General features: G+C 66.2%; 23 protein-coding genes and 1 tRNA gene. 15 read left to right on the top strand and 9 right to left on the bottom strand.

Annotated elements, in window-relative coordinates:
* Positions 1-55 precede the first annotated feature (55 nt).
* From ccmE to NF699_05420, 5 genes are read left to right on the top strand one after another with little or no spacing between them, the layout of a single operon-like run.
* On the top strand, positions 56-490 hold the full coding sequence (gene ccmE / locus NF699_05440; GenBank protein USU06116.1) for a cytochrome c maturation protein CcmE: 435 nt from the start codon (positions 56-58) through the stop codon (positions 488-490).
* Complete coding sequence (locus NF699_05435) at positions 487-2,412, top strand: heme lyase CcmF/NrfE family subunit (GenBank protein USU06115.1); 1,926 nt, start codon at positions 487-489, stop codon at positions 2,410-2,412. The genes ccmE and NF699_05435 overlap by 4 nt, the downstream gene beginning before the upstream one ends.
* Positions 2,409-2,936: a redoxin family protein gene (locus NF699_05430; protein USU06114.1), complete on the top strand. Its 528-nt coding sequence runs from the start codon at positions 2,409-2,411 to the stop codon at positions 2,934-2,936. Before NF699_05435 ends, NF699_05430 begins: the two co-directional genes overlap by 4 nt.
* Positions 2,933-3,337: a cytochrome c-type biogenesis protein CcmH gene (locus NF699_05425; GenBank protein ID USU06113.1), complete on the top strand. Its 405-nt coding sequence runs from the start codon at positions 2,933-2,935 to the stop codon at positions 3,335-3,337. Before NF699_05430 ends, NF699_05425 begins: the two co-directional genes overlap by 4 nt.
* Complete coding sequence (locus NF699_05420) at positions 3,337-3,972, top strand: hypothetical protein (GenBank protein ID USU06112.1); 636 nt, start codon at positions 3,337-3,339, stop codon at positions 3,970-3,972. The genes NF699_05425 and NF699_05420 overlap by 1 nt, the downstream gene beginning before the upstream one ends.
* Before the next feature lie 42 nt (positions 3,973-4,014).
* On the opposite strand, the gene NF699_05415 is transcribed toward NF699_05420, so the two are convergent.
* Together NF699_05415 and ald are read right to left on the bottom strand one after the other, a co-directional pair.
* Complete coding sequence (locus NF699_05415) at positions 4,015-4,233, bottom strand: DUF3072 domain-containing protein (GenBank protein ID USU06111.1); 219 nt, start codon at positions 4,231-4,233, stop codon at positions 4,015-4,017.
* Positions 4,234-4,290: 57 nt separating this feature from the next.
* Complete coding sequence (gene ald / locus NF699_05410) at positions 4,291-5,397, bottom strand: alanine dehydrogenase (protein USU06110.1); 1,107 nt, start codon at positions 5,395-5,397, stop codon at positions 4,291-4,293.
* Positions 5,398-5,520: 123 nt separating this feature from the next.
* Between ald and NF699_05405 the strand changes: the two genes are divergently transcribed.
* The 5 genes from NF699_05405 (at position 5,521) to NF699_05385 (ending at position 9,042) form a co-directional block, all read left to right on the top strand.
* Entirely contained in the window at positions 5,521-5,964 is a 444-nt protein-coding gene (locus NF699_05405) for an Lrp/AsnC family transcriptional regulator (protein USU06109.1), read from the top strand.
* A gap of 198 nt (positions 5,965-6,162) precedes the next feature.
* The gene (locus NF699_05400) at positions 6,163-8,010 is read left to right on the top strand and encodes a potassium transporter Kup (GenBank protein USU06108.1); all 1,848 of its coding nucleotides are present in this window, start codon (positions 6,163-6,165) and stop codon (positions 8,008-8,010) included.
* Positions 8,007-8,525, top strand: a complete 519-nt coding sequence (locus NF699_05395; protein ID USU06107.1) for a 2'-5' RNA ligase family protein — start codon at positions 8,007-8,009, stop codon at positions 8,523-8,525. The genes NF699_05400 and NF699_05395 overlap by 4 nt, the downstream gene beginning before the upstream one ends.
* Before the next feature lie 44 nt (positions 8,526-8,569).
* A tRNA-Met gene (locus NF699_05390) sits at positions 8,570-8,646 on the top strand.
* A 99-nt stretch (positions 8,647-8,745) separates the two neighbouring features.
* Positions 8,746-9,042 carry a hypothetical protein gene (locus NF699_05385; GenBank protein USU06106.1) on the top strand — a complete coding sequence of 99 codons (297 nt, stop codon included), beginning with the start codon at positions 8,746-8,748 and terminating at the stop codon, positions 9,040-9,042.
* On the opposite strand, the gene fdhD is transcribed toward NF699_05385, so the two are convergent.
* The 3 genes from fdhD to NF699_05370 form a co-directional block, all read right to left on the bottom strand.
* The gene (fdhD, locus tag NF699_05380; GenBank protein USU06105.1) at positions 9,039-9,848 is read right to left on the bottom strand and encodes a formate dehydrogenase accessory sulfurtransferase FdhD; all 810 of its coding nucleotides are present in this window, start codon (positions 9,846-9,848) and stop codon (positions 9,039-9,041) included. The two genes, NF699_05385 and fdhD, sit on opposite strands and share 4 nt — an antisense overlap.
* Complete coding sequence (locus tag NF699_05375) at positions 9,845-10,279, bottom strand: NTP transferase domain-containing protein (GenBank protein USU07013.1); 435 nt, start codon at positions 10,277-10,279, stop codon at positions 9,845-9,847. Before NF699_05375 ends, fdhD begins: the two co-directional genes overlap by 4 nt.
* A gap of 77 nt (positions 10,280-10,356) precedes the next feature.
* Positions 10,357-12,582, bottom strand: a complete 2,226-nt coding sequence (locus NF699_05370) for an FdhF/YdeP family oxidoreductase (GenBank protein ID USU07012.1) — start codon at positions 12,580-12,582, stop codon at positions 10,357-10,359.
* A 375-nt stretch (positions 12,583-12,957) separates the two neighbouring features.
* On the opposite strand from NF699_05370, the gene trxB reads away from it, so the two are divergent.
* Positions 12,958-13,926, top strand: a complete 969-nt coding sequence (gene trxB / locus NF699_05365) for a thioredoxin-disulfide reductase (GenBank protein USU06104.1) — start codon at positions 12,958-12,960, stop codon at positions 13,924-13,926.
* A 3-nt stretch (positions 13,927-13,929) separates the two neighbouring features.
* Here the strand turns inward: trxB and NF699_05360 are convergent, their stop codons facing one another.
* From NF699_05360 to NF699_05350, 3 genes are read right to left on the bottom strand one after another with little or no spacing between them, the layout of a single operon-like run.
* Positions 13,930-14,691, bottom strand: coding sequence for a hydrolase 1, exosortase A system-associated (locus NF699_05360; protein USU06103.1), 762 nt, complete (start codon positions 14,689-14,691; stop codon positions 13,930-13,932).
* Complete coding sequence (locus NF699_05355) at positions 14,679-15,389, bottom strand: hypothetical protein (protein USU06102.1); 711 nt, start codon at positions 15,387-15,389, stop codon at positions 14,679-14,681. The genes NF699_05360 and NF699_05355 overlap by 13 nt, the downstream gene beginning before the upstream one ends.
* A gap of 8 nt (positions 15,390-15,397) precedes the next feature.
* The gene (locus NF699_05350) at positions 15,398-15,670 is read right to left on the bottom strand and encodes an acyl carrier protein (protein ID USU07011.1); all 273 of its coding nucleotides are present in this window, start codon (positions 15,668-15,670) and stop codon (positions 15,398-15,400) included.
* An 83-nt stretch (positions 15,671-15,753) separates the two neighbouring features.
* On the opposite strand from NF699_05350, the gene NF699_05345 reads away from it, so the two are divergent.
* Both NF699_05345 and NF699_05340 read left to right on the top strand, forming a co-directional pair.
* Entirely contained in the window at positions 15,754-17,250 is a 1,497-nt protein-coding gene (locus NF699_05345; GenBank protein USU06101.1) for an AMP-binding protein, read from the top strand.
* A complete protein-coding gene (locus NF699_05340; protein ID USU06100.1) occupies positions 17,247-18,461 on the top strand; it encodes a pyridoxal-dependent decarboxylase, exosortase A system-associated in 1,215 nt (404 codons plus the stop codon). The genes NF699_05345 and NF699_05340 overlap by 4 nt, the downstream gene beginning before the upstream one ends.
* On the opposite strand, the gene NF699_05335 is transcribed toward NF699_05340, so the two are convergent.
* The gene (locus tag NF699_05335) at positions 18,462-18,890 is read right to left on the bottom strand and encodes a YolA family protein (protein USU06099.1); all 429 of its coding nucleotides are present in this window, start codon (positions 18,888-18,890) and stop codon (positions 18,462-18,464) included.
* A gap of 154 nt (positions 18,891-19,044) precedes the next feature.
* Between NF699_05335 and NF699_05330 the strand changes: the two genes are divergently transcribed.
* Positions 19,045-19,689 (top strand): polysaccharide export protein, encoded by a 645-nt coding sequence (locus tag NF699_05330; GenBank protein USU06098.1) that lies wholly within the window; start codon positions 19,045-19,047, stop codon positions 19,687-19,689.
* 11 nt (positions 19,690-19,700) lie between these two features.
* The gene (locus NF699_05325) at positions 19,701-21,212 is read left to right on the top strand and encodes a chain-length determining protein (protein ID USU06097.1); all 1,512 of its coding nucleotides are present in this window, start codon (positions 19,701-19,703) and stop codon (positions 21,210-21,212) included.
* Positions 21,213-21,225: the final 13 nt, after the last annotated feature.

Here is a 21,225-nt window from a genome sequence, read left to right as displayed (position 1 = left end):
GCGCGGCCGTATTGCTGACGCTTGCCAGCTATATCGCGATGAGGCGCGCCGAGAGATGAAGGCGAAGCACCAACGGTTGACGCTGGCGCTACTCGGCGTTGCGGCGGTGGTCGCGGCAGCCCTGCTCGCCATGTCGGCGATGAAGGATCAGGCGGCCTTTTTTTACGCGCCGTCGGACGTTCAGCGGCAAGGGCTCCCTCTCGGCCGTGCGGTGCGGCTCGGCGGTATGGTTCAGGCGGGATCGATCACGCGCGCGCGGGACGGCGTCACGGTTCACTTCGTCGTCGGCGATGGCAGGGCGACCACGCCGGTCACCTTCGCCGGCATAACCCCCGACCTGTTCCGCGAACGCTCCGGCGTCGTTGCCGAAGGGCAGTTCAACCGCGACGGTAGCTTCACCGCAACCAACCTGCTCGCCAAGCACGACGAAAAGTACATGCCGCCCGAACTGGCCGGCAAGATGCACGAAACGAAGACGCTGGAGCGATGACGGCGGAGATCGGCCTCGCCGCCTTGTGGCTCGCCGCGGCGCTGGCGGCGCTGCAACTCGTCATGGCCGCACTCGGCCTCGCCCGCGGGCAGCCCGAGCCGGTCGCCGCCGTCCGCCCGATCGCCATCGTGCAGGGTGCGCTTGCCGCGATCACGATGATCGCCCTGATCGCGCTGTTTCTCGCCAGCGACATGTCGGTCAAACTTGTCGTCGAGAACAGCCATTCGGCCAAGCCGTGGATCTACAAATTCGCCGGCGCGTGGGGAAACCACGAGGGCTCGATGCTGCTCTGGGTCACGATCCTCGGCCTTGCCGGTGGCGCAGTCGCGATCCTCGAACGGCGCCTGCCCGAACGCACGCTGATCGCCACGCTGGGTGCGCAGGCGGGCATCGCACTGGGTTTTTACGCGTTCCTGCTATTCGCCTCCAATCCCTTCGCCCGCATCAGCCACGCGCCGCCGAACGGCCTCGGCCTCAACCCGCTGCTGCAAGATCCCGGTCTCGCCTTCCACCCGCCGACGCTTTACATAGGCTACGTCGGCATTTCGGTCGCTTTTTCCTTCGCGGTCGGCGCACTCATCACGCGCGACGTCGGCCCGGCGTTCGCCCGGGCGATGCGGCCGTGGGTGCTGGCCTCGTGGGTTTTCCTGACGCTCGGCATTACCGCCGGATCCTACTGGGCCTATTACGAACTTGGCTGGGGCGGCTGGTGGTTCTGGGACCCGGTCGAGAACGCGTCGCTGATGCCGTGGCTCGCGGCGACGGCATTGCTCCATTCGGTAACGGTGCTCGCCACCCGCGATGGGTTGCGCGCCTGGACGGTGATGCTGGCAGTGGTCGCGTTCTCCATGTCGATGATCGGCACCTTCCTCGTCCGTTCCGGCATCCTCACCAGCGTCCACGCCTTTGCCGTCGATCCCGAACGTGGCGCCTTCATCCTTGCGCTGTTGCTCATCTACATCGGTGGAGCGCTCGCGCTGTTCGCCGCACGGATCGGTACGGTGCGCGCCGGTAACACCTTCGAATTCGTCAGCCGGGAAGGGGGGCTGGTGATCAACAACCTGCTGTTGTCCGTCATCCTCGGCATCGTCCTGATCGGTACGCTCTATCCGCTCGTCGCCGCCAGCTTCGGTGTGCAATTGTCGGTTGGACCACCCTTCTTCAACAAGGCCGCCGGCCCGATCGCGCTGGCGCTGGTCGTGGCGATGGCGGTCGGCCCACTGCTGCGGTGGCGACGCGACGATGCAGGCGCCTTGCTGGACCGACTGATCTGGCCGATCGCGGCGACGGGGTTCACCGGCGCGGCGCTCGTCGTCCTCGCTCCCCCCGGCGTATTGCCGCTGCTGGGCATCTCGCTGGCCGCGGGGCTGGCAGTGGCCAGCATCCTGCCGCTGATCGGCCGCAATCTGTTGCGTACGCCGCTGTTTACCTGGGGCATGGTCGTCGCCCACCTCGGTATCGCGGTCAGTCTCGTCGGCATGGCCTGTGACAGCGCCTATACCGCCGAGACATTGATCGCAGCCCGGGTCGGTCAGCCGGTACGCGTCGGTCCCTATGTCGTCAGGCTTGCCGGCATCAAGCCGGTCGTCGGCGACAATTGGTCCGCGCTCGAAGCCCGCCTGACCGCGACCCGCGACGACGACACGATCGTGCTTCGCCCGCAGTCCCGCTTCTTCACCGATCCCGTGACGGCAACCAGCGAAAGCGCCATCGCGACCGAATGGGACGGCCAGCTGTATACGGTGCTGGGGCAGGCCGACGAACAGGGCCGTTGGCAATTGCGCCTGTGGTGGAAGCCGTTCGTCACGCTGATCTGGCTCGGCGGCGTGCTGATCGCCCTGGGTGGCGCGCTGTCGCTGATCGGTCGCTGGCGCCGCGAACGCCGCGAACGCCGCGTCGTCGTGCAGGAGCGATATGCATGAGGCGCTGGCTGCTCTGGACGCCGCTGGCGCTTTTCGGCCTGTTGTTCGCGGTCGTCGCCGGCGGCCTGATCAAGCCCGCCGACCGCACCGTCCGGTCGGCGATGATCGGCAAGCCGTTGCCCGATTTCACGCTGCCGCCGATCGCGCCCGGCAAGCCGGGCCTCTCCACTGCGGTGTTCCGGCAGGGCCAGCCGCGCCTGCTCAATATCTTCGCCAGCTGGTGCATTCCCTGCGCTGCCGAATCGCCGCAATTGCTGCGGCTGAAGGCGATGGGCGTACCGGTGGATGCCATCGCCATCCGCGACACCGCCCCCGCATTGCGCGGGTTCCTCAACCGCAACGGTGACCCTTTCGATCGGATCGGAGACGATCGCCAAAGCGCCGTGCAACTTGCGCTCGGCTCGTCGGGCGTTCCCGAGAGTTTCGTGATCGACGGCAAGGGCCGCATCGTCCACCAGCACGTCGGCGACATCAGGGCTAGCGATGTCGCCGCCATCGCCGCTGCCGTGAAGAACGCCCGGTGAGGACGTGGCGCCTCTGTCTTGTGCTGATCGCGGCACCCGCGCTGGCCGATCCGTCGACGCCGCCGGCCGCGCTCGCCTATACCCAGTTGCGCGATCCGGCGCAGGAGGCGCAGGCGCGCGAACTGATGGCGACGTTGCGTTGCATCGTGTGCCAGGGCCAGTCGATCGCCGACAGCGACGCCAGCATGGCCGGCGACATGCGCGCGCTCGTCCGCGGCCGCATCGCTGCGGGAGAGAAACCCGATGCGATCCGGCGGTGGCTGGTCGAACGCTATGGCGATTACGTCACCTACGATCCGCCGTTCGGTGCCGCGACCTGGCCGCTATGGCTCGCGCCAGTCGCCTTGCTGGCGCTGGGAGCCGTCATCGCGCGTTCCAGCTTTCGTCGCAGGCAGCGCTGATGGGCTGGGTCGCGCTGGTCGCACTCGCCGCCGCGAGCGGGATCGCGTTGCTGCTGCTGCGCGTCGACCGATTGTTATGGGCGATGATCGGTGCGGCGTTGATGCTGGGGGCTGCGGGCTATGCGTGGCAGGGATCGCCAAACCTCGCCTCCAGCCCGGCGCGAGCCGCCGTAATCGGGCAGGCCGACGATCCCGCGCTGATCGATCTGCGCGAGCGTATGCTCGGGCGGTTCACCGCAGAGGCCGCCTATCTGACCGCTGCCGACGCAATGGCGCGTACGGGTGATCGTCGGTCGGCGGTGCGTGCAATCCTGGGCGGTCTCAATCGCTATCCGCACAGCGTGATGCTGTGGACCGCGCTGGGCACGACGATGGCCGCGCATGATGGCAACACGCCATCGCCGCCAGCGATATTCGCCTTTCGGCAGGCGATCCGCGTCGCGCCGCAACATCCGGCACCACATTTCTTCCTGGGGTTGGCCTATGTTAGAGCCAATGACTACGGCCGCGCCCGGGGGGAGTGGGCGAGGGCGTTGGCGCTTTCGCCCGCCGGAGCATCGTACCGCCGGGACATCGCGGTACGGGTCATGCTCATCGATCAACTGCTCGCCGAGCAGCAGCGTACCGGCGGCTGACGGCGCTTCCCCCGGCCTGACGAGGGAAGGCCACCGCTCGTTCTACTTGCCGCGACCGGTCTGTTCCTGCAGCGCGTCGATCCGCTTCGATGCATCGGCCTTGCTCAGCGTGTCGTCGAAGGCCTCGCCAGCCTCCTCGCTCAGGGTCTTGAGGTAGCTGGCCTGCGCACCCGTCATGGCCTCGTCGCCGGTGGTCCAGTCATCCGGGTCCTTCTCCGCATTGGAAGTCGGATGGGTTTTCGGGTTTTCGATTTCGGACATGGTTGAAGCCTCTCTCAGTTCGAGGCTCCAACCATCCTGTTCCACCTTCGTTCCGTTTTAGCCGTTCCATGCCTCGAACGGCAGGTCGAGCGCCTCGGCCACCGCCTGATGCCGGATTTTGCCCTGCGACACGTTCAGTCCGTTGGCGAGATGCGCGTCCGCCTTCATCGCCGCCTCGGCACCCAGATTGGCCAGCTTGAGCGCGAACGGCAGCGTCGCATTGTTGAGCGCGAACGCCGATGTGCGGGCGACCGCGCCGGGCATGTTCGCCACGCAATAATGGATGACGCCATCGACTTCGAACACCGGATCCTCATGCGTCGTCGCGTGGCTAGTCTCGAAACAGCCGCCCTGATCGATTGCGATATCGACCAGCACCGCGCCGCGCTTCATCGTCTTCACCATCTCGCGTGTCACCAGCTTCGGTGCCGCGGCGCCGGGAACCAGCACCGCGCCGATGACGAGGTGCGCGTTCTTTACGGCCGCGGCGATCGCCGCCTTGCTGGCATAAGCCGTCTTGATCTGGCTGGAAAAGAACATATCCAGTTCGGCGAGGCGATCGTTCGAGATATCGTAGATCGTCACGTCGGCACGCATGCCGACCGCCATCTGCGCCGCGTTGACGCCCGATACGCCGCCGCCGAGGATCGCGACCTTCGCCGGTGCGACGCCCGGCACGCCGCCGAGCAGGACGCCGCGCCCACCCTGTTCCTTTTCGAGGTAATGCGCACCGACCTGCACCGACATGCGGCCGGCGACTTCGCTCATCGGCTTCAGCAGCGGCAGGCCACCGCGGGCCGCCGTGACCGTCTCATAAGCGATGCAGGTGGCGCCGGATTTCATCAGTCCCTCCGCCTGCGGCTTGTCGGCGGCGAGATGCAGATAGGTGAACAGCAGGTGCCGCGGTTCCAGCAATGCGATTTCGCTGGCCTGCGGCTCCTTGACCTTTACGATCATGTCGGCGGCGGCGAACACCGCGGCGGGATCGGCCAGGATCGTCGCGCCGGCGTCGATATAATCCTGATCCTCGAAGTCGATGCCGGTGCCGGCCTTGGTCTCGACGACGACCTCGTGGCCGGCGGCGACCAGTTCGGCGACGGACGGCGGGGTCAGGCCGACGCGATATTCGTGGTTCTTGATTTCCTTGGGAACGCCGATGCGCATGATTATCTCCTCTTCTGCCGACCGCCATACAGAAGGTCGTGCGGGAGAAGGTCGCAATCTCGTCCGGTCAGCGTCGCTTCCGCAGGATATCATCGCGTCGTAAACCGATGTAACGCAATCTACATGCTCGACGCCATCGATCGCCGTATCCTGTCCCAGCTGATCGCCAATTCCGATCTAACCAGCGCGGAACTGGGCGACGCGGTCGGACTGTCGCCGAGTGCGGCGCACCGCCGTGTCGGATCGCTGCGGGAGCGCGGCTTTATCGCCGGATATCGCGCGGTGCTCAGCAAGGCGGCACGGGGCAATCCCAGCGTCGTGCTGGTCAATGTGACGCTGCGCGACCAGCGAGAGGAGACGATGGCGACGTTCGAGCGAGAGATCGCGGAAATCCCTGAAATCCGCGACTGCTTCCTTATGAGCGGCGAGGCGGACTATATGCTGCACGTCGAGGTGCGCCGCGACGACACCTTCGAGCGCATCCACCGTGAAACGCTGTCGCGTCTGCCGGGTGTCACGCGTCTCGCGTCGCACTTCGTGATCCGCGAGGTCTTTCGCCGTCCCTGAGCGGCACGGCTTGCGCCGGCCTGCCGTTGCTCCGTCCATTCAGCCCATGCTAAGGCGCATCGTTATGGAACAGGTTGGGAACACTACCGGTCTTCGCATCGTGTCGGATCGGTCTTACCGCTCGTGAGCACGCCTGTATCCGCCGCCGTCCCTAACGCGCGCAGCGACGAGGGTGATCACGGTCATCACGCGGACGGGATGCTCAAGCTTGCGGTCGGCGCGATCGGCATCGTCTTCGGCGACATCGGCACCAGCCCGCTCTACGCCTTTCGCGAAACCTTCGCCGGGCATCATCAGCTGACGCTCGACCCGCTGCACATCATGGGTGTGCTCAGCCTGATGTTCTGGTCGATGATGATCGTGGTGACGATCAAATATGTCGCGATCATCATGCGTGCGGACAACAAGGGAGAGGGCGGTAGCCTCGCGCTGCTGGCGCTGGTCTCCGGTCGAACCAAGAGCAAGCGCTGGTCCGCCGGTATCATCCTGCTCGGCGTGTTTGCGACATCGTTGTTCTACGGAGATTCGATGATCACTCCGGCCGTGACCGTGCTCGGTGCGGTCGAGGGGCTGGCGATCGCGGCGCCGGCGTTTTCGGGACTCGTGCTGCCGATCGTCATCGCGATCCTGATCGCCCTGTTCTGGGTGCAGAAGAGCGGCACCGCGCGGATCGGCCTTGTCTTCGGGCCGATCATGCTGGTCTATTTCGCGGTGATCGCGGTGCTCGGCCTGATCAGCGTCGTCCAGACGCCGGAGGTGCTCAAGGCCTTTTCGCCACATTATGCCGCGGAGTTCTTCCTGATCGATCCGCTGCGGGCATTCCTGGCACTCGGATCGGTTGTGCTGGCCGTCACCGGCGCAGAGGCGCTGTATGCCGACATGGGGCATTTCGGTCGTAAACCGATCGGGCTGTCGTGGCTGGTGTTCGTCCTCCCCGCGTTGATGTGCAACTATATGGGGCAGGGTGCCTTGCTGTTCCGCGAGGGGCAGGAGGCGTTGAAAAGCCCGTTCTACATGCTCGCGCCGGATAGCCTGCAGTTGCCGCTGGTGATCCTTGCCACCATGGCGGCGATCATCGCCAGCCAGGCGGTGATATCCGGCGCCTTCTCGGTGACACAGCAGGCGATCCAGCTCGGCTTCATGCCGCGCCTGCGCATCGAGCACACGAGTGCGGCGACTGCCGGCCAGATCTACATCCCGTTGGTCAACTGGATGTTGATGGTGATGGTGATCCTGCTGGTGTTGTTCTTCCGGACCTCGTCGAACCTCACCTCGGCGTACGGGATCGCCGTGACCGGCGCGATGTTCATCGACACCTGCCTGCTCGGCGTCGCGCTCACCCGGCTCTGGAACTGGCCGCTCTATGCCGCCGCGCCGCTTCTTTCGCTCTTCTTCCTCGTCGACGGTGCCTATCTGTCGGCGAACCTTACCAAGGTGCCGGATGGCGGCTGGTTCCCGCTGATGATCGGCCTCATCGTCTTCACCTTCCTGACCACCTGGTCGAAGGGGCGGCAACTGATGATGGACCGGCTGCGGGAGGCGGCGATGCCGATCAAGGTGTTCATCACTTCCGCCGCGAATTCAGCCAGTCGCGTGCCGGGGACGGCGGTGTTCATGACATCGACCGCAGATGGCGTACCGCACGCGCTGCTCCACAATCTGAAGCATAACAAGGTGCTGCACGAGCGCGTCATCCTGTTGACCGTAAAGATCGTCGCGCAGCCGTATTGGCCCGAAGCGGAGCGGGCGACCAATGACGCCATGGGCGAGGGCTTCTACCGCCTCATCCTGCGATACGGCTTCATGGAGGAGGTCGACGTGCCGGCGGCGCTGAAGCGCGTTCACGAATGCGGCGCCGACTTCAAGATGATGGACACCAGCTTCTTCCTGTCGCGGCAGACGCTGCTGCCGTCGGAGCGGCCCGGCATGATGTTGTGGCGCGAAAAGCTGTTCGCCTGGATGCTGCGCAACGCGGAAAGTGCCATGGAATTTTTCCGCCTGCCGACCAATCGCGTCGTCGAGCTTGGTAGCCAGGTCGAGATTTGACGACCGAGAACGGCCCGGCGCCCATCATCGTGACCGCCCTGTTCGGCCGTCGCGATCAGGGCTGGTTCGACGCGCAGCGCGCGGCGCACTTCCCGCCGGAACGCAATGTGCTGTCGGCGCATCTGACGTTATTCCACCACCTGCCGCCCTCTGCGGAGGGCGAGCTGAAGCATCGCCTGTCCGAGCTGACCCGCGGCGTGCGGGCGCCCAGAGCACGCGTCGGCGGGCTGATGTCGCTCGGCCGCGGCGTCGCCTATCGAATTGAGTCGCCCGAGCTGATCGCGATCCGTCGCGATCTCGCCGAGGCGTTCACGGGCATGCTGACCCCGCAGGACGCCGGCGGATGGCGTCCGCACGTCACCATCCAGAACAAGGTGCAGCCGAACATCGCAAAGCTGCTGATGGCTGCGCTAACCCGCGATTTCAAACCATGGGATGCCGAAATCGCCGGTCTTGCGACCTGGTGGTATCGCGGCGGACCATGGGAGGCGCTTTCCCGGCACATGTTCGCTTGACGGACGCCGCATCCCCCACTTATAGGCGCGCCCTCACACGGCGGGGCGGAGTAGCTCAGCTGGTTAGAGCACGGGAATCATAATCCTGGGGTCGGGGGTTCAAGTCCCTCCTCCGCTACCATTTCGGTAGTGCCGCCGTCGTGACCGCCACCTGCGATACGAACGATTTGTAAACCTTCCCTGTGCGACGATCGGGTCTGCTCCCGGTCGAGGCATCGCGATGTCGTATAACTTCCCCAACGAGCGCCGCAGGGTCGAGCGTCGCATCGCACCCTCCGCCGCCTATGCGGGACCGGAGCGGCGGCTGGCGGAACGTCGTGCGACCGAGGTGAAGCTGGTTCGCAAACCCGAACCGATGCATCGCGGCGTGTTGTGGTCTGCCGTGCTGATGGTGCTCGTCGTAGCCGACAGCGTCTTTCTGGAGGGCGCATACCGACATATCGTCGTGAGTTGGTTCAGCGATACCGCAGCGGCCGTGCGGAACTGGTCGGAGCACGTCTGGGACTGGGGCCATTAAGCGCGTCGACTTACGTCAAACACCTTCCATGGATCGTTCATAACCAGAAGCGAATCGGTCCGGGCGAGGGCCAGCAGGGTAAGGCCGTGCGCCCGTGCGTGATCGACCGCAAGACTGGTGGGAGCGGATATGCCGACGAGCAACGGTGTGCCCGACACCAGTGCCTTGTCGACCATTTCGAAGCTGATCCGGGACGTCACCAGCGTGAAAGCCGCGGGTGCACCCACATTGCGCGCCTGATCGCCGATCAGCTTGTCCAGCGCATTGTGCCGGCCGACGTCCTCGAACAGCGCGACGATGCCGCCCGCTGCGGAACAGGCGGCGGCGGCGTGGGCGGCGCCGGTGGCGGCGTTGAGGTGCTGATGCGCGCGGAGCGAGCCCAGTGCGGAGAAGACCGCGCCAGCGTCGACCGTAGGGCGAGGCGGGCGTCCGGTGACGGGCCGAATGAGTTGTTCCAGACTGGCGATGCCGCAAAGCCCGCAGGCGGTGTCGCTGGTGCGGTGGCGTACGCGGTCGTGGATGCGGGCACGGCAATTGTCGGCCAGTGCGATCCGGACGATCCAGCCGGCCGGTGATTCGAAGGGATCGATATCGATCACATCGGCCGGTACGTCCGCCAGCCGCTCGGTCAGCATAAAGCCGATGGCGAACGCGGTCAGGTCCGTGGGCGTCATCATCATCACCGCATAGCCCAGCCCATCGACCTCGATCGCGACGGGGGCCTCGATCGCGATGTCGCGCGTTCCCGGGGCGCAGACACCATCGGGACGCAGGATACCGATGGGCTCGTTCCGAAACGACGTCACAGTGTCATCATGTCCGTGGGCGTGTTGACGTTCGCCAGTGGCCCCGACGCAGCGATCGGTAACGCGCCGATGCCGTTCGCCCAACCACGGACCGATCGCCGTGCCGATGTCGCGATGTAGCTCAGCGCCTGCGCGCCCAGTGTGGACGGCCAATGACCGAGAATGGGAGCGTCGGTACAATAGCTGGGCGCTCGACGTAGCAGCGATTCGAGCAGATCGGCGGGGAGCCGGGGCATGTCGCAACCCACGGTCAACACCGTGCCGAAGCCGTGCGTGGCGGCGTGATCGAGCGCGCCGGCGATGCCGCCAAGCGGCCCCAGATCGGGAGACGGCAGATCGGGAATACCGCCCGCCCGGCCGATCACGACGACGGCATCGACGTGGGGGGCGAGCCCTTCGCGGACGTGATCGAGCAGAGGGCGGCCGTCCAGCAGCGCACATGCCTTGTCACTGCCGAACCGGCTCGATCGTCCGCCGGCCAGGATCGCGCCGAGGACGAGGCCGCGGATCAGGCTGCCCTCTCCAGCCGGACCGGCACCGATTTCGCTGCCGGAACATGGCTTTGCTCGGCCTTGTGCTTAACAGATATGAGGATGTTGCATTCCGGATAATAGCCACCGACGCAACCGCGTGGAATGTCGTAGGGGACGACCATCAGCTTTGGCACGCGGCGCTCCGTCGTTTCATCGGCGTCGCCGACCATGTCGACGAGATCGTGCGGCGCCAGTCCCATTTCCGCCATGTCGGCACGGTTCATCAGGACGACGTCGCGCGTGCCCTTTATGCCGCGGAAGCGATCGTGATAGCCGTACACCGTGGTGTTGAACTGGTCGTTCGAGCGCAGGGTCATCAAACGGAACCGGCCGGGAGCTTCGGCGAAGCCCGTGGCGTTCAATGCGGTGGGTATGTTGAATTCGGCGCGCCCGCTTTCGGTCAGCCATTGGCGATGCGCGGCGGGCACGCCCTTCCAGAAGCCGCCCGGTGTCCACATCCGATCGTTGAAGCGGTCGAACTTGTCGGGATAGGTCGCCTCGATCGCGTCGCGGACCAGATCGTAATTCCCGACCCACGCGTTCCAGTCGACCTTCGGATTGGGGGCGAGCGTCGCCGTTGCGATGCCGGCGACGATCGCCGGTTCGGACAGCAGCGTTTCCGCCGCCGGGGTCGCCCGGCCGCGCGAGCCGTAGATGCGGCTGAAGCTGTCCTCCATCGTCACCGCCTGCGCACCCCCGGCCTGTTCGTCGGTTTCGATCCGGCCGAGGCAGGGGAGCAGGTAACAGGTTTTGCCCGGCAACAGGTGCGTACGATTGAGCTTGGTTGCGATGCTGACCGTCAGGTCGAGCCGCTGCCATGCCGGCTCGATCGCGGCGGTATCGGGCACTGCACGCGCGAGATTGCCGCCAAGACCGAGGAACGCCTGCGCGCTGCCGTCGATGATGTGCTCGCACGCATCGACCGTGTCCCAGCCCTTCTCGCGCGGCGGTTCGAAATCGTAGAGTTCCTTCAGCCGGTCCAGCGGGGCCAGTTCCGGCTTTTCGGTGATGCCGACCGTGCGCTGGCCCTGCACGTTGCTGTGACCGCGGACGGGACCGAAGCCCGCGCCGGGCTTGCCGACGTTGCCGCGCAACAGCATCAGGTTCACCAGCGTGTGGAGATTATCGATGCCGTGGACGTGCTGGGTCAGGCCCATGCCATAGACGCAGATCACCCGTTTCGACCGGGCGTAGACTGCGCCGGCGGCCTCGATATCCTGCCGAGACAGGCCGCTTTCATGCTCGATCGTCGACCAGTCGGTGGCGCGGGCCATGTCGGCGAACGCATCGAAGCCCGTCGTGTGTTCGGCGATGAAGGCGTGATCGAGGATCGCCGGGGCGTTGATCCGTTGGCATTGGTCGTCCGCCTCGATGACATATTTGCAGATGCCGAGGATCGCGGCGATGTCGCCGCCGGCCTTCACCTGGTGATATTGGCTGGCGATCGGCGTCGATTTGCCGGTCGCCATCTCGATCGGGTTCTGCGGATCGGTGAAGCGTTCGAGACCGCGTTCCTTCAGCGGATTGAACACGACGATCTCGACCCCGCGTTTGGCGCAGGAGCGCAGGGGATGGAGGAAGCGCGGGCTGTTGGTGCCGGGATTCTGACCGAAATAGAAGATCGCGTCGCAGACGTCATAGTCGGACAGGTGGATCGTACCGACGGGCGAGCCGATCGCGGATTTCAGCCCGACGGAGGTCGTCTCGTGGCACATGTTGGAGGAATCGGGCAGGTTCTGGCTACCGTACATGCGCGCCATCAGCGCCCACATGTAGCTGGTTTCGAGGCTCGCGCGGCCGGACGCATAGAAGACGACCTTCTTCGGATCGTAGCGCTTCAGATGGGCGCCGATGTCCGCGAATGCCTCCGCCCAGCTGACTGCGACGTATTTGTCGGTAGCGCCATCGTATTTCATCGGATGGGTGAGGCGGCCGGCCTGTTCGAGGTCGAAATCCTTCCAGCCGCGCAATTCGGCGATGGTGTGCCTGGCGAAGAATTCAGGCGTGGTGCGGTAGCTGGTGAGTTCCCATGCCGTCGCCTTGGCCCCGTTCTCGCAGAATTCGGCAACATGGGGGTGCGCGGGCTTACCCCAGGCGCAAGACACGCACATGAAGCCGCCGGGCTTGTTCTGGCGGGTGAGTTCGCGGGCGGTTTCGGGCCCGTTCTTTTCGCGCAGGCCGATCTCCGCGAGGGACTTCATCGAACCCCAGCCACCCGCGGCGCCAGTATACGGATCGGTGTTGATGGTGTCGTCGCTCAACGGATATCCCCTTCGCTTCGCCGGTGTAACGCGTTGGAACAGGCTTGGATGCACGTCGGCCGCGCGAGTCGGGCGACGCGGAAGTTGCCGAAGTTGACGGTACGTCGCCGTCGGAAACGGCCCCCGCACGCGACCGGAGGGACTGCGGCCATCGGTGCGGACATACGGAGCATGCTTGCATCATACCGGTTCGGCGCCGTGTAGGACAGGCGTTCGCACCGGTGGACCGCCGGTCGCGATGCGGGCGGTTCAAATCTGCCCTGCGATACCCTAGATCAGGGTCCGAATCTTCCCTTCCCGACAGGCACCCGTTCCATGACGACTCATACCACGCGCATGCTCATCCTCGGCTCCGGTCCGGCGGGGCTGTCGGCGGCGATCTATGGCGCGCGTGCGGGCATGGCGCCGATCGTGGTGCAGGGCATCCAGCCGGGCGGACAGCTGACCACGACGACCGACGTCGAGAATTATCCGGGCTTCGCCGACGTGATCCAGGGCCCGTGGTTGATGGAGCAGATGCAGAAGCAGGCGGAGCATGTCGGCACCCGGCTGATGTGGGACACGATCGTCGAGGTCGACCTGTCGCGCCGACCGTTCCGCCTGATCGGCGACGGTGGCGACGTGTACGAGGGCGAGGTGCTGGTGATCGCGACCGGCGCGCAGGCCAAGTGGCTGGGGCTGGAGAGCGAAGAGGCGATGAAGGGCAAGGGCGTCAGCGCCTGCGCGACCTGTGACGGATTTTTCTATCGCGGCAAGAAGGTGGCGGTGATCGGCGGCGGCAACACCGCGGTCGAGGAGGCGCTGTACCTGACCAACCACAGCGATGACGTGACGCTGATCCACCGCCGCGACAGCCTGCGTGCCGAGCGGATTTTGCAGGAGCGGTTGCATGCGCATCCCAACGTCACGGTGCTGTGGAACAAGGAAGTGCGCGAATTCGTGGATGGCGGCGGCAATGCCGGGCTGGTGGCGTTGACGCTGGAGGATACCGTCACCGGCGAACATTCGCAGCTGGATGTCGAGGGCGGCTTCGTCGCGATCGGGCATCATCCGGCGACCGAGCTGTTCCGCGGGCATCTGGCGCTGGACGACGACGGCTATATCGCGGTCGAGACGGGATCGACACGCACCAGCGTGGCCGGCGTGTTCGCCTGCGGCGACGTGGCCGACAAGGTGTACCGGCAGGCGGTGACCGCAGCAGGCACCGGATGCATGGCGGCACTGGATGCCGAGCGGTTCCTGGCGGCGGCGGAATTCGAGGAGATGGCCGAGGCGGCGGAATAGGATCTAGCGGGACAGTACGGCGAGGACGGCATCGGACAATGCGTGCCGGTCCGACTCGCGGGCGAAGCTGTGCGATGCCGTGTCGATCCGTTGCGCGGGCATATCACCGGCGGCGGCGGCATAGGCCTGCGCCGTCGCATCTGCGGTGGCGAGAATCACATGCGCCGCATCGTCCCACGCTTCGATGGCGTGAACGACTTTGTCAGCGAGGACCTGCGGACGTTTCACAGAGATTTTGCGTAAACCACTGACAGCCTTGGTGATATTGATCCGGCCGGTGACCAGCTTGCGCCATGCAGCGGGGCTGGTCAGGCGCTGGCGGTAGGTCGCGCGGATCGCGGCGGCGGGAGGCAGGTCGTCGGCATCGTCTACCGTCCAGGGGTTGGCGAGGATCAGGCGGTCGATCCCGGCAGCGCGACCGAAGAGGGCTAGCGTGCTGGCAGCGTCGCAATTCCCGAAGCCGACGAGTGTGTCGACCTGCCAGGCATGGCTGCGGAAGGCGCATGCGGCGGCTATCAAATCCGGACTGGCGCCGAGGAAGCCGGCGTTCTCGCCGGTCGAGTCGCCGATACCGCGACGGTCGTAACGGAATACCGGATAGCCCGCCGCCGCGACTTGCTGCGCCAGCAGCGCCATGCCGCGATGCGCGCCACAGCGGATTTCGTTGCCGCCGGAGACGATCAGCAGGCCGGTCTTGCCGGGCGCGACATCGACCGTGCCGATCAGGGTTTCGCCCTCGCAGGGAAAGGCGATCAGGCTTCGCATGCTGCCACCCAAGCGGCGATATCATCGGCAAGGACTTGCGCCAGAACCGGATCGTTGCCGGGTTCGCTCCTGCGCCAAAGCGGTGCGGCGTGGATCTTGCGGTCTGCCGCGGCGGGGTCGCCGGCGAGGCGGACGACGCGGTGCGGGATGTCCGGCTGGTCGAACACACTGGCGGCGGACAGCGACGACAGCAGGTCGGCCGACAGGCAGTTCCCGGCAATCTCCGCGGTGTCGGCACCGTACATCATGGCGTCGCGATCGCCGATATGGCCCGCGGCGCGCCAGATGCGGTGGAGGTCGCGGAGCAGGCTCTGGCCATCTTGCGGCGCGAAATGCCAGCGGCCGCTGTGCAGGGCACAATAGTCAAGCAGGGCGCCGCTGCGGATGCCAAGCGCATAGGTGCGGCGGCCGTCATCGAGGCAGCGGTCGGTCACCGCCTCCAGCGCCTCCGCCATGCGCAGGATTGTCAGATCGGCGAGCGGCGTCATGCTCTCGCCCTGTCCGGGCACATCGGGCAGCAGGCTGGCGATGCCGCGTTCCGCCAGCGCGCGCAGCAGTGTGACGGTGAACGTGCGGGTGCGGTTCGCTTCCTCGAACAGCGGCAGCGCGGCGACGATCACCGGGCCAGCGTCGGGGCCGAAGCGGAGCAGCGCCTCACGGCCGCCGGGCCAGTCGTAGTGATCGATGCGCGGCGCCATGCCGCAGGCTAGACGAGCGCCTTACCGGCGGCAAACTCCGTCAGCGCGCCGAACGTTTCCAGCATGTCGCCGTCGACCTCGTCATCCTCGATCAGGATTCCGAGCCGATCCTCGATCTCGGTCAGGACCCCCGCCACGGCCATCGAATCGAGTTCGGGCAATGCGCCGAATAGCGGCGTCGTCGGTTCGAAGGCGGCGACCCGCTCTGCCGACAGCCCCAGGACATCGGCCAACACGGCGCGGACGGTCGTTTCGACGGTGTGATAGCCTTCGGGGAGCAATGCGGCGGCCCTGATCGGTTGCGGTTCGGGACCCGTTAGAGGCTGGGGCTGCATTCGGCAACGGGGTGGCGCTATGAGAGGGGATGCTGTCGCCCGATCCCGACCCTTGCCCCATCGATCATGTCTTGCGGGGACGGGGCGACGATCCGGCGCTGATCGAGCGCCGCCGGACGTGGAGCTTCGCCGAACTGGAGGGGGCGGTCGCAAGCGTTGCCGGGTGGCTGATGGCATGCGGGCTGGATACCGGCGACCGGGTGGCGTCGTGGTTGCCGAAGACGGCGCTCGCCTGTGTCATGCCGCTGGCGGCGGCGCGGGCAGGGCTGGTGCATGTGCCGGTCAATCCGGGGCTGAGACGAGCGCAGGTGGCGCATATTCTTGGCGACAGCGGCGCGCGGGTGCTGGTGACACAGCGCGCACGAGCGGCGACGCTGGAAGACGGCGACGTGCCGGACGAATGCCGCGTGGTCGACGACGATCTGGTGGTCATGAGTGGTACGGGGCCCGGCTCCTCGCGGCACGATCCGCATGCGCTGGCGGCGATCCTGTACACCTCGGGATCGACGGGGCGACCAAAGGGCGTGATGTTGAGCCACGCCAACCTGTGGCTGGGTGCGGTGTCGGTGGCGCATTATCTGCGCATCTCGGCCGACGACCGGGTGCTGGGCGTGCTGCCGCTGTCGTTCGATTACGGGCAGAATCAGCTGCTTTCCACATGGTATGCCGGAGGAGCCGTGGCACCGATCGACTATCTGACGGCCCGCGATGTGGTGAAGGCGGTGGAGCGGGTCGGCGCGACGACGCTCGCGGGCGTGCCGCCCCTCTGGGTCCAATTGCTGGAGGCGGAGTGGCCTGCGGACACGGCGATGCGGCTGCGGCGGCTGACCAATTCCGGGGGTGCGTTGACGGAGCGGCTGGTGCGCGGACTTCGCGACCGCTTTCCCCGGGCGGAGGTGGTGGCGATGTATGGACTGACCGAGGCATTCCGGTCGACGTGGCTCGATCCGGCGCTGATCGACGCGCATCCCGATGCGATGGGGCGAGCGATCCCCTTTGCCGAGGTGATGGCGGTAAAGGCCGACGGGTCGCGAGCGATCGGAGAGCCGGGTGAACTGGTGCATGCCGGTTCGCTGGTGGCGCAGGGCTATTGGCGCGATACGGAGCGTACCGCGCTGCGGTTTCGGCCGGCGCCCGTCTGGGCGAAGAGCGGTGGCATGGCGGTATGGTCCGGAGACACCGTGATCGAGGGACCGGACGGCCTGTTCCGATTCGTCGGGCGGGATGACGAGATGATCAAGAGCGCGGGCAACCGGATCAGTCCGGTCGAGGTGGAGGAAGCGGTGCTGGCAGGCGAGGAAGCGCGGGAGGCGGTGGCGATCGGCGTTCCGGATGCGCGGCTGGGGCAGGCGATCGTGGTGGTGCTGACCGGCGAGCGCGATCGTGAAGATGCCTTGCGAACCCGATTGCGGAGTTTGTTGCCGAGCTTCATGCAGCCCGCGCGCTACGAGTGGCGCGATGCCTTGCCGCGGAACGCCAATGGCAAGCTGGATCGCGCGGCGATCCGGACGGAGGTGGTGGCATGAAGCCGATGGGACCGTTGCCGGCGGAATTCGCCGAACAATCGGGCATGCTGACGATCGCCGGCACCCGTGCGGAGGACTGGGCGACCGCCACCCCGGCCTTCGTTTACGACGTCGGTATCATCGCGGCGCGGGTCGAGCGTTTCCGGGCGGCGTTTCCCGGTATCGATCTACATTATGCGATCAAGGCCAATCCTTTGCCGGCATTGCTGGAGCGGGTGGCGCCAATGGTCGACGGTCTGGACGTCGCCTCTGGGGGCGAACTGGAGACGGCGCTGGCGGTTATGCCGGCGCGTTCGATCAGCTTTGCCGGACCGGGTAAACGCGATGCGGAATTGATCGGCGCGATCCGCGCGGGGGCCACGCTGAACGTCGAATCGGAGGGAGAAGCGGAGCGGGCGCTGCGGCTCGGCGAGGAACTGGGCGTGACGCCGCGGCTGGCGGTGCGGGTCAATCCCGATGTCGAGCTACGCGGATCAGGCATGAAGATGGGCGGACGGCCGTCGCCGTTCGGCGTCGACGCGGTGCGCGTCGCAGCGCTCGTCCGCCGGATTGTCGATGCTGGCGCGGACTGGCGCGGCTTTCATATCTACGCCGGCAGTCAGGCGCTGGATGCGGGTGCGATCATCGAGACGCAGGCGGCGACGCTGGCGCTTGCCGCACGGCTTGGCGACGAGGCCGGCCTTCTGCCGCCGTTCGTCAATCTGGGCGGAGGGTTCGGCGTCCCGTATTTCTCCGGCGACGTGCCACTCGATGTCGAACGGGTCGGCGTCGCACTGGCAGCGGCGGTGGCGGATTGTGACCTGACGGCGGCGGGCACACGCTATGGAATCGAACTGGGACGGTGGCTGGTCGCCGAGGCGGGTGTCTATCTGACGCGAATCGTCGATCGCAAGGAGAGCCAGGGCGAAACGTTTCTCGTGACCGACGGCGGCCTGAACCATCAACTGGCGGCGTCGGGCAACTTCGGCACGGTGGTGCGACGGAATTACCCGCTGGCATTGGCGCATGAGGTGGGTGGTGCGGCGGCAGAGACGGTGTCGGTGGTAGGGCCGCTCTGCACGCCGCTCGACCGGCTGGGGGACCGGATCGGATTGCCGCGTGCCGAAGCCGGGGACCTGATCGCCGTATTTCTGGCTGGCGCCTATGGCGCCTCGGCAAGCCCCACCGCATTTCTGGGGCACCCGCCCGCGACGGAGATCGTGGCGGGCTGATCAGTCGATCGTGAGCTCCGCTGTCAGCGTTTGCGCAGGCAGGTTCGCCGACGTGTCCTGCACGGTCACCGTCGTGCCCCGCGGCAGGTTGCCGAGGTGATAGGTGGTTTCGATACCCGTGGCGCTCTCGCCCGGCCGGCAGGCGCCTGCCGTCACCGCCGGACCGCACAAGGGGCGATTGGTGGATTGCGGCATCGCCTGCGCGCCATCGATACGTAACACGCGGGCGCGGCCGATGCCCGTCGCTCGCACGATCACCGTGATCGGACCGCGGTGGCGGCGAGTCGTCGCGCGCTGGTCAGGGCCGATCCGTTCGGACTGATCGATCGATGTGACGGCGACGATCTGAAGTTCGGTCAGCGGCGGCGCGGATTGCGCGATAGCGGGCGCGGCGAGCACGAGCGTGGCGAGTGGCAGGAAACGGATCATCGCGCAGTTGTAACGTATCGTGGTTGCGGGGAAAGCCCGGCCGATCGCGCCTGGCCTTCAAGCGTTCCTAACGCTATCTTCACCTCTCCGGCGGCATAGCGCCCTGGAAGCCCGTATCACGTCAGGACGTGGCGGGCGGCCAGGAGAAGACCCAATGCGTTCCGGTGTTTCCGTCCGTGTCCTGCTTGCCGTCGGCGCCGCCGCGTCGGCGCTGTCCGGCTGTTCGAGCGGCAGCGGCGGCCCGCAATTGCCGCCGGCATCCTATGTCGCGAGCAAGGAGCAGCCGGGCGAGGAATATGTCATCGGCCCGCTCGACCAACTCAACGTCTTCGTCTGGCGCAATCCGGAACTGTCGGCGAAGGTGCAGGTGCGTCCCGATGGCCGCATCACGACCCCGCTGATCAACGACATGCCGGCGGTGGGCAAGACGCCGTCGATGCTGGCCGCCGACATGAAGAAGGCGCTGGGCCAGTATGTCAAGGATCCGATCGTCTCCGTGATCGTCGAGAATTTCTCGGGCACCTACAGCCAGCAGGTCCGGGTGATCGGCGCGACCGACAAGCCTGCCTCGATCCCGTTCCGAGCGAACATGACGTTGCTGGACGCGATGATCGCGGTCGGCGGCCTCAACCAATATGCCGCCGGCAACAAGGCCAAGCTGATTCGTCACGACCGTGACACCGGCGAGCAGCACGAGTACAAGCTGGCGATCGCCGACCTGCTGAAGAAGGGCGATTCGAGTGCCAACGTCGGCCTGCAGCCCGGCGATGTCATCATCATTCCCGAATCGATGTTTTGAGGCGTTAGCGGATGAACGGCCTCTATGACGAAGCGCGGCTGGCGCTGCATGCGATCTGGACGCGGCGCTGGCTGGCGCTGGCGGTGGCGTGGGGTGTGTGCGTCGCCGGCTGGTTCGTCGTGAGCCAGATGCCGAGCCGGTATGAATCGCGTGCCCGCGTCTTCGTGCAGATGCAGTCGATCCTGCCCGCATCGATGGATGCGCCGGCCCAGACGCAGCAGAAGGACGTGGACACGATCCGCCAGACACTGATCAGCGCGGTCAATCTGGAAAAGGTCGTGCGTGGTACCGATCTGGCGCAGACGGTGTCGAGCGACCGCGACATCGCCGATCGGGTCGCCGGGCTTGCCACCGCGATCAAGGTGGAGAGCCAGCAGGACAATCTGTTCCAGATCACCACGACAGCGTCCTCGCCGAAGCTGGCGCGGGCGATCACGCAGAAGCTGATCGACATCTTCGTCGAACAGAACCTGGGTCGTGATCGTAGCCAGACGTCGCAGAGTCTCGAATTCCTCAACAAGCAACTCGAGCAGTTGCAAAAGCAACTGTCGGATGCCGACGCGAAGCGGTCCGATTTCCAGACCCGCTATCTCGGCTCGCTGCCCGGGACGGGCAGCGTCAGCGATCGCATGGGCGCATCACGCAGTCAGATGGCGCAGGTCGACGGCGACCTTGCCGCCGCGCAATCGAGCCTTGCGGCGGTGCAGGGGCAGATGGCGGGCACGCCTGCCACGATCCCGGGCATGGGCGGCGTCGCTGCCGGCCCGGCACGCGCCGCGCTGAACGCGATTCAAGGCCAGCTCGCGGACGCGCGGGCGCGTGGCTATACGGATCAGCATCCCGACGTGATCGCGCTCAAGCGGCAATTGTCCTCTGCGCAGGCTGCGGCACGCGGCGAACCGATGGGCGGGGGGACGGCGGGAACGCCGAATCCGCTGTACCTGTCGCTGCAGTCGATGGTCGCCGACAAGCAGTCTGCAGTGGCGGCGTTGCGGATGCGCAAGGCACAGTTGCAGGGCGATCTCGACCAGCTGAATGCCAAACTGTCGGGTGATCCCGAGGTCGCGGCAGAGCAAGGCCAGATCGATCGCGACTATCAGGTGCTGAAGGATCAATACGACCAGCTGCTGACCCAGCGCCAGCAGATCGCGTTGCGCGGACAGGCGCAGACACAGACCGATAACGTGAAATTTTCCGTTATCGACCCGCCGACGATGCCGCGCGCGCCGACGGCGCCGAACCGCATGCTGCTGCTGACCGGCGTGCTGATCGCCGGACTGGGCGCAGGCGTGGGTGCCGCGTTCGCGCTGGGCCAGTTGCGCGCGACATTCGCGACGGGGCCACGGCTTGAAAAGGCCACCGGCATGCCGGTGATCGGATCGATCGGCGAAGTGGTGACGCGGGTCCAGGCGGATCAGCGTGCCAAGCGCCTGAAGCTGTTCCTAGGCGGTGCCGCGGGGCTGGCGGCGGCCTATGTGCTGCTGGTCGGTGTCGAGGTGCTCCAGCGCGGCATGGCGGCGTGAGCGCGGGTAAGGA

The sequence above is a fragment of the Sphingomonadaceae bacterium OTU29LAMAA1 genome, from assembly GCA_024072375.1.
Taxonomy (GTDB): domain Bacteria; phylum Pseudomonadota; class Alphaproteobacteria; order Sphingomonadales; family Sphingomonadaceae; genus Sphingomonas.
Note: the sequence above shows the minus strand (reverse complement) of the source record. Positions and strands in the feature narration are given on the sequence as shown.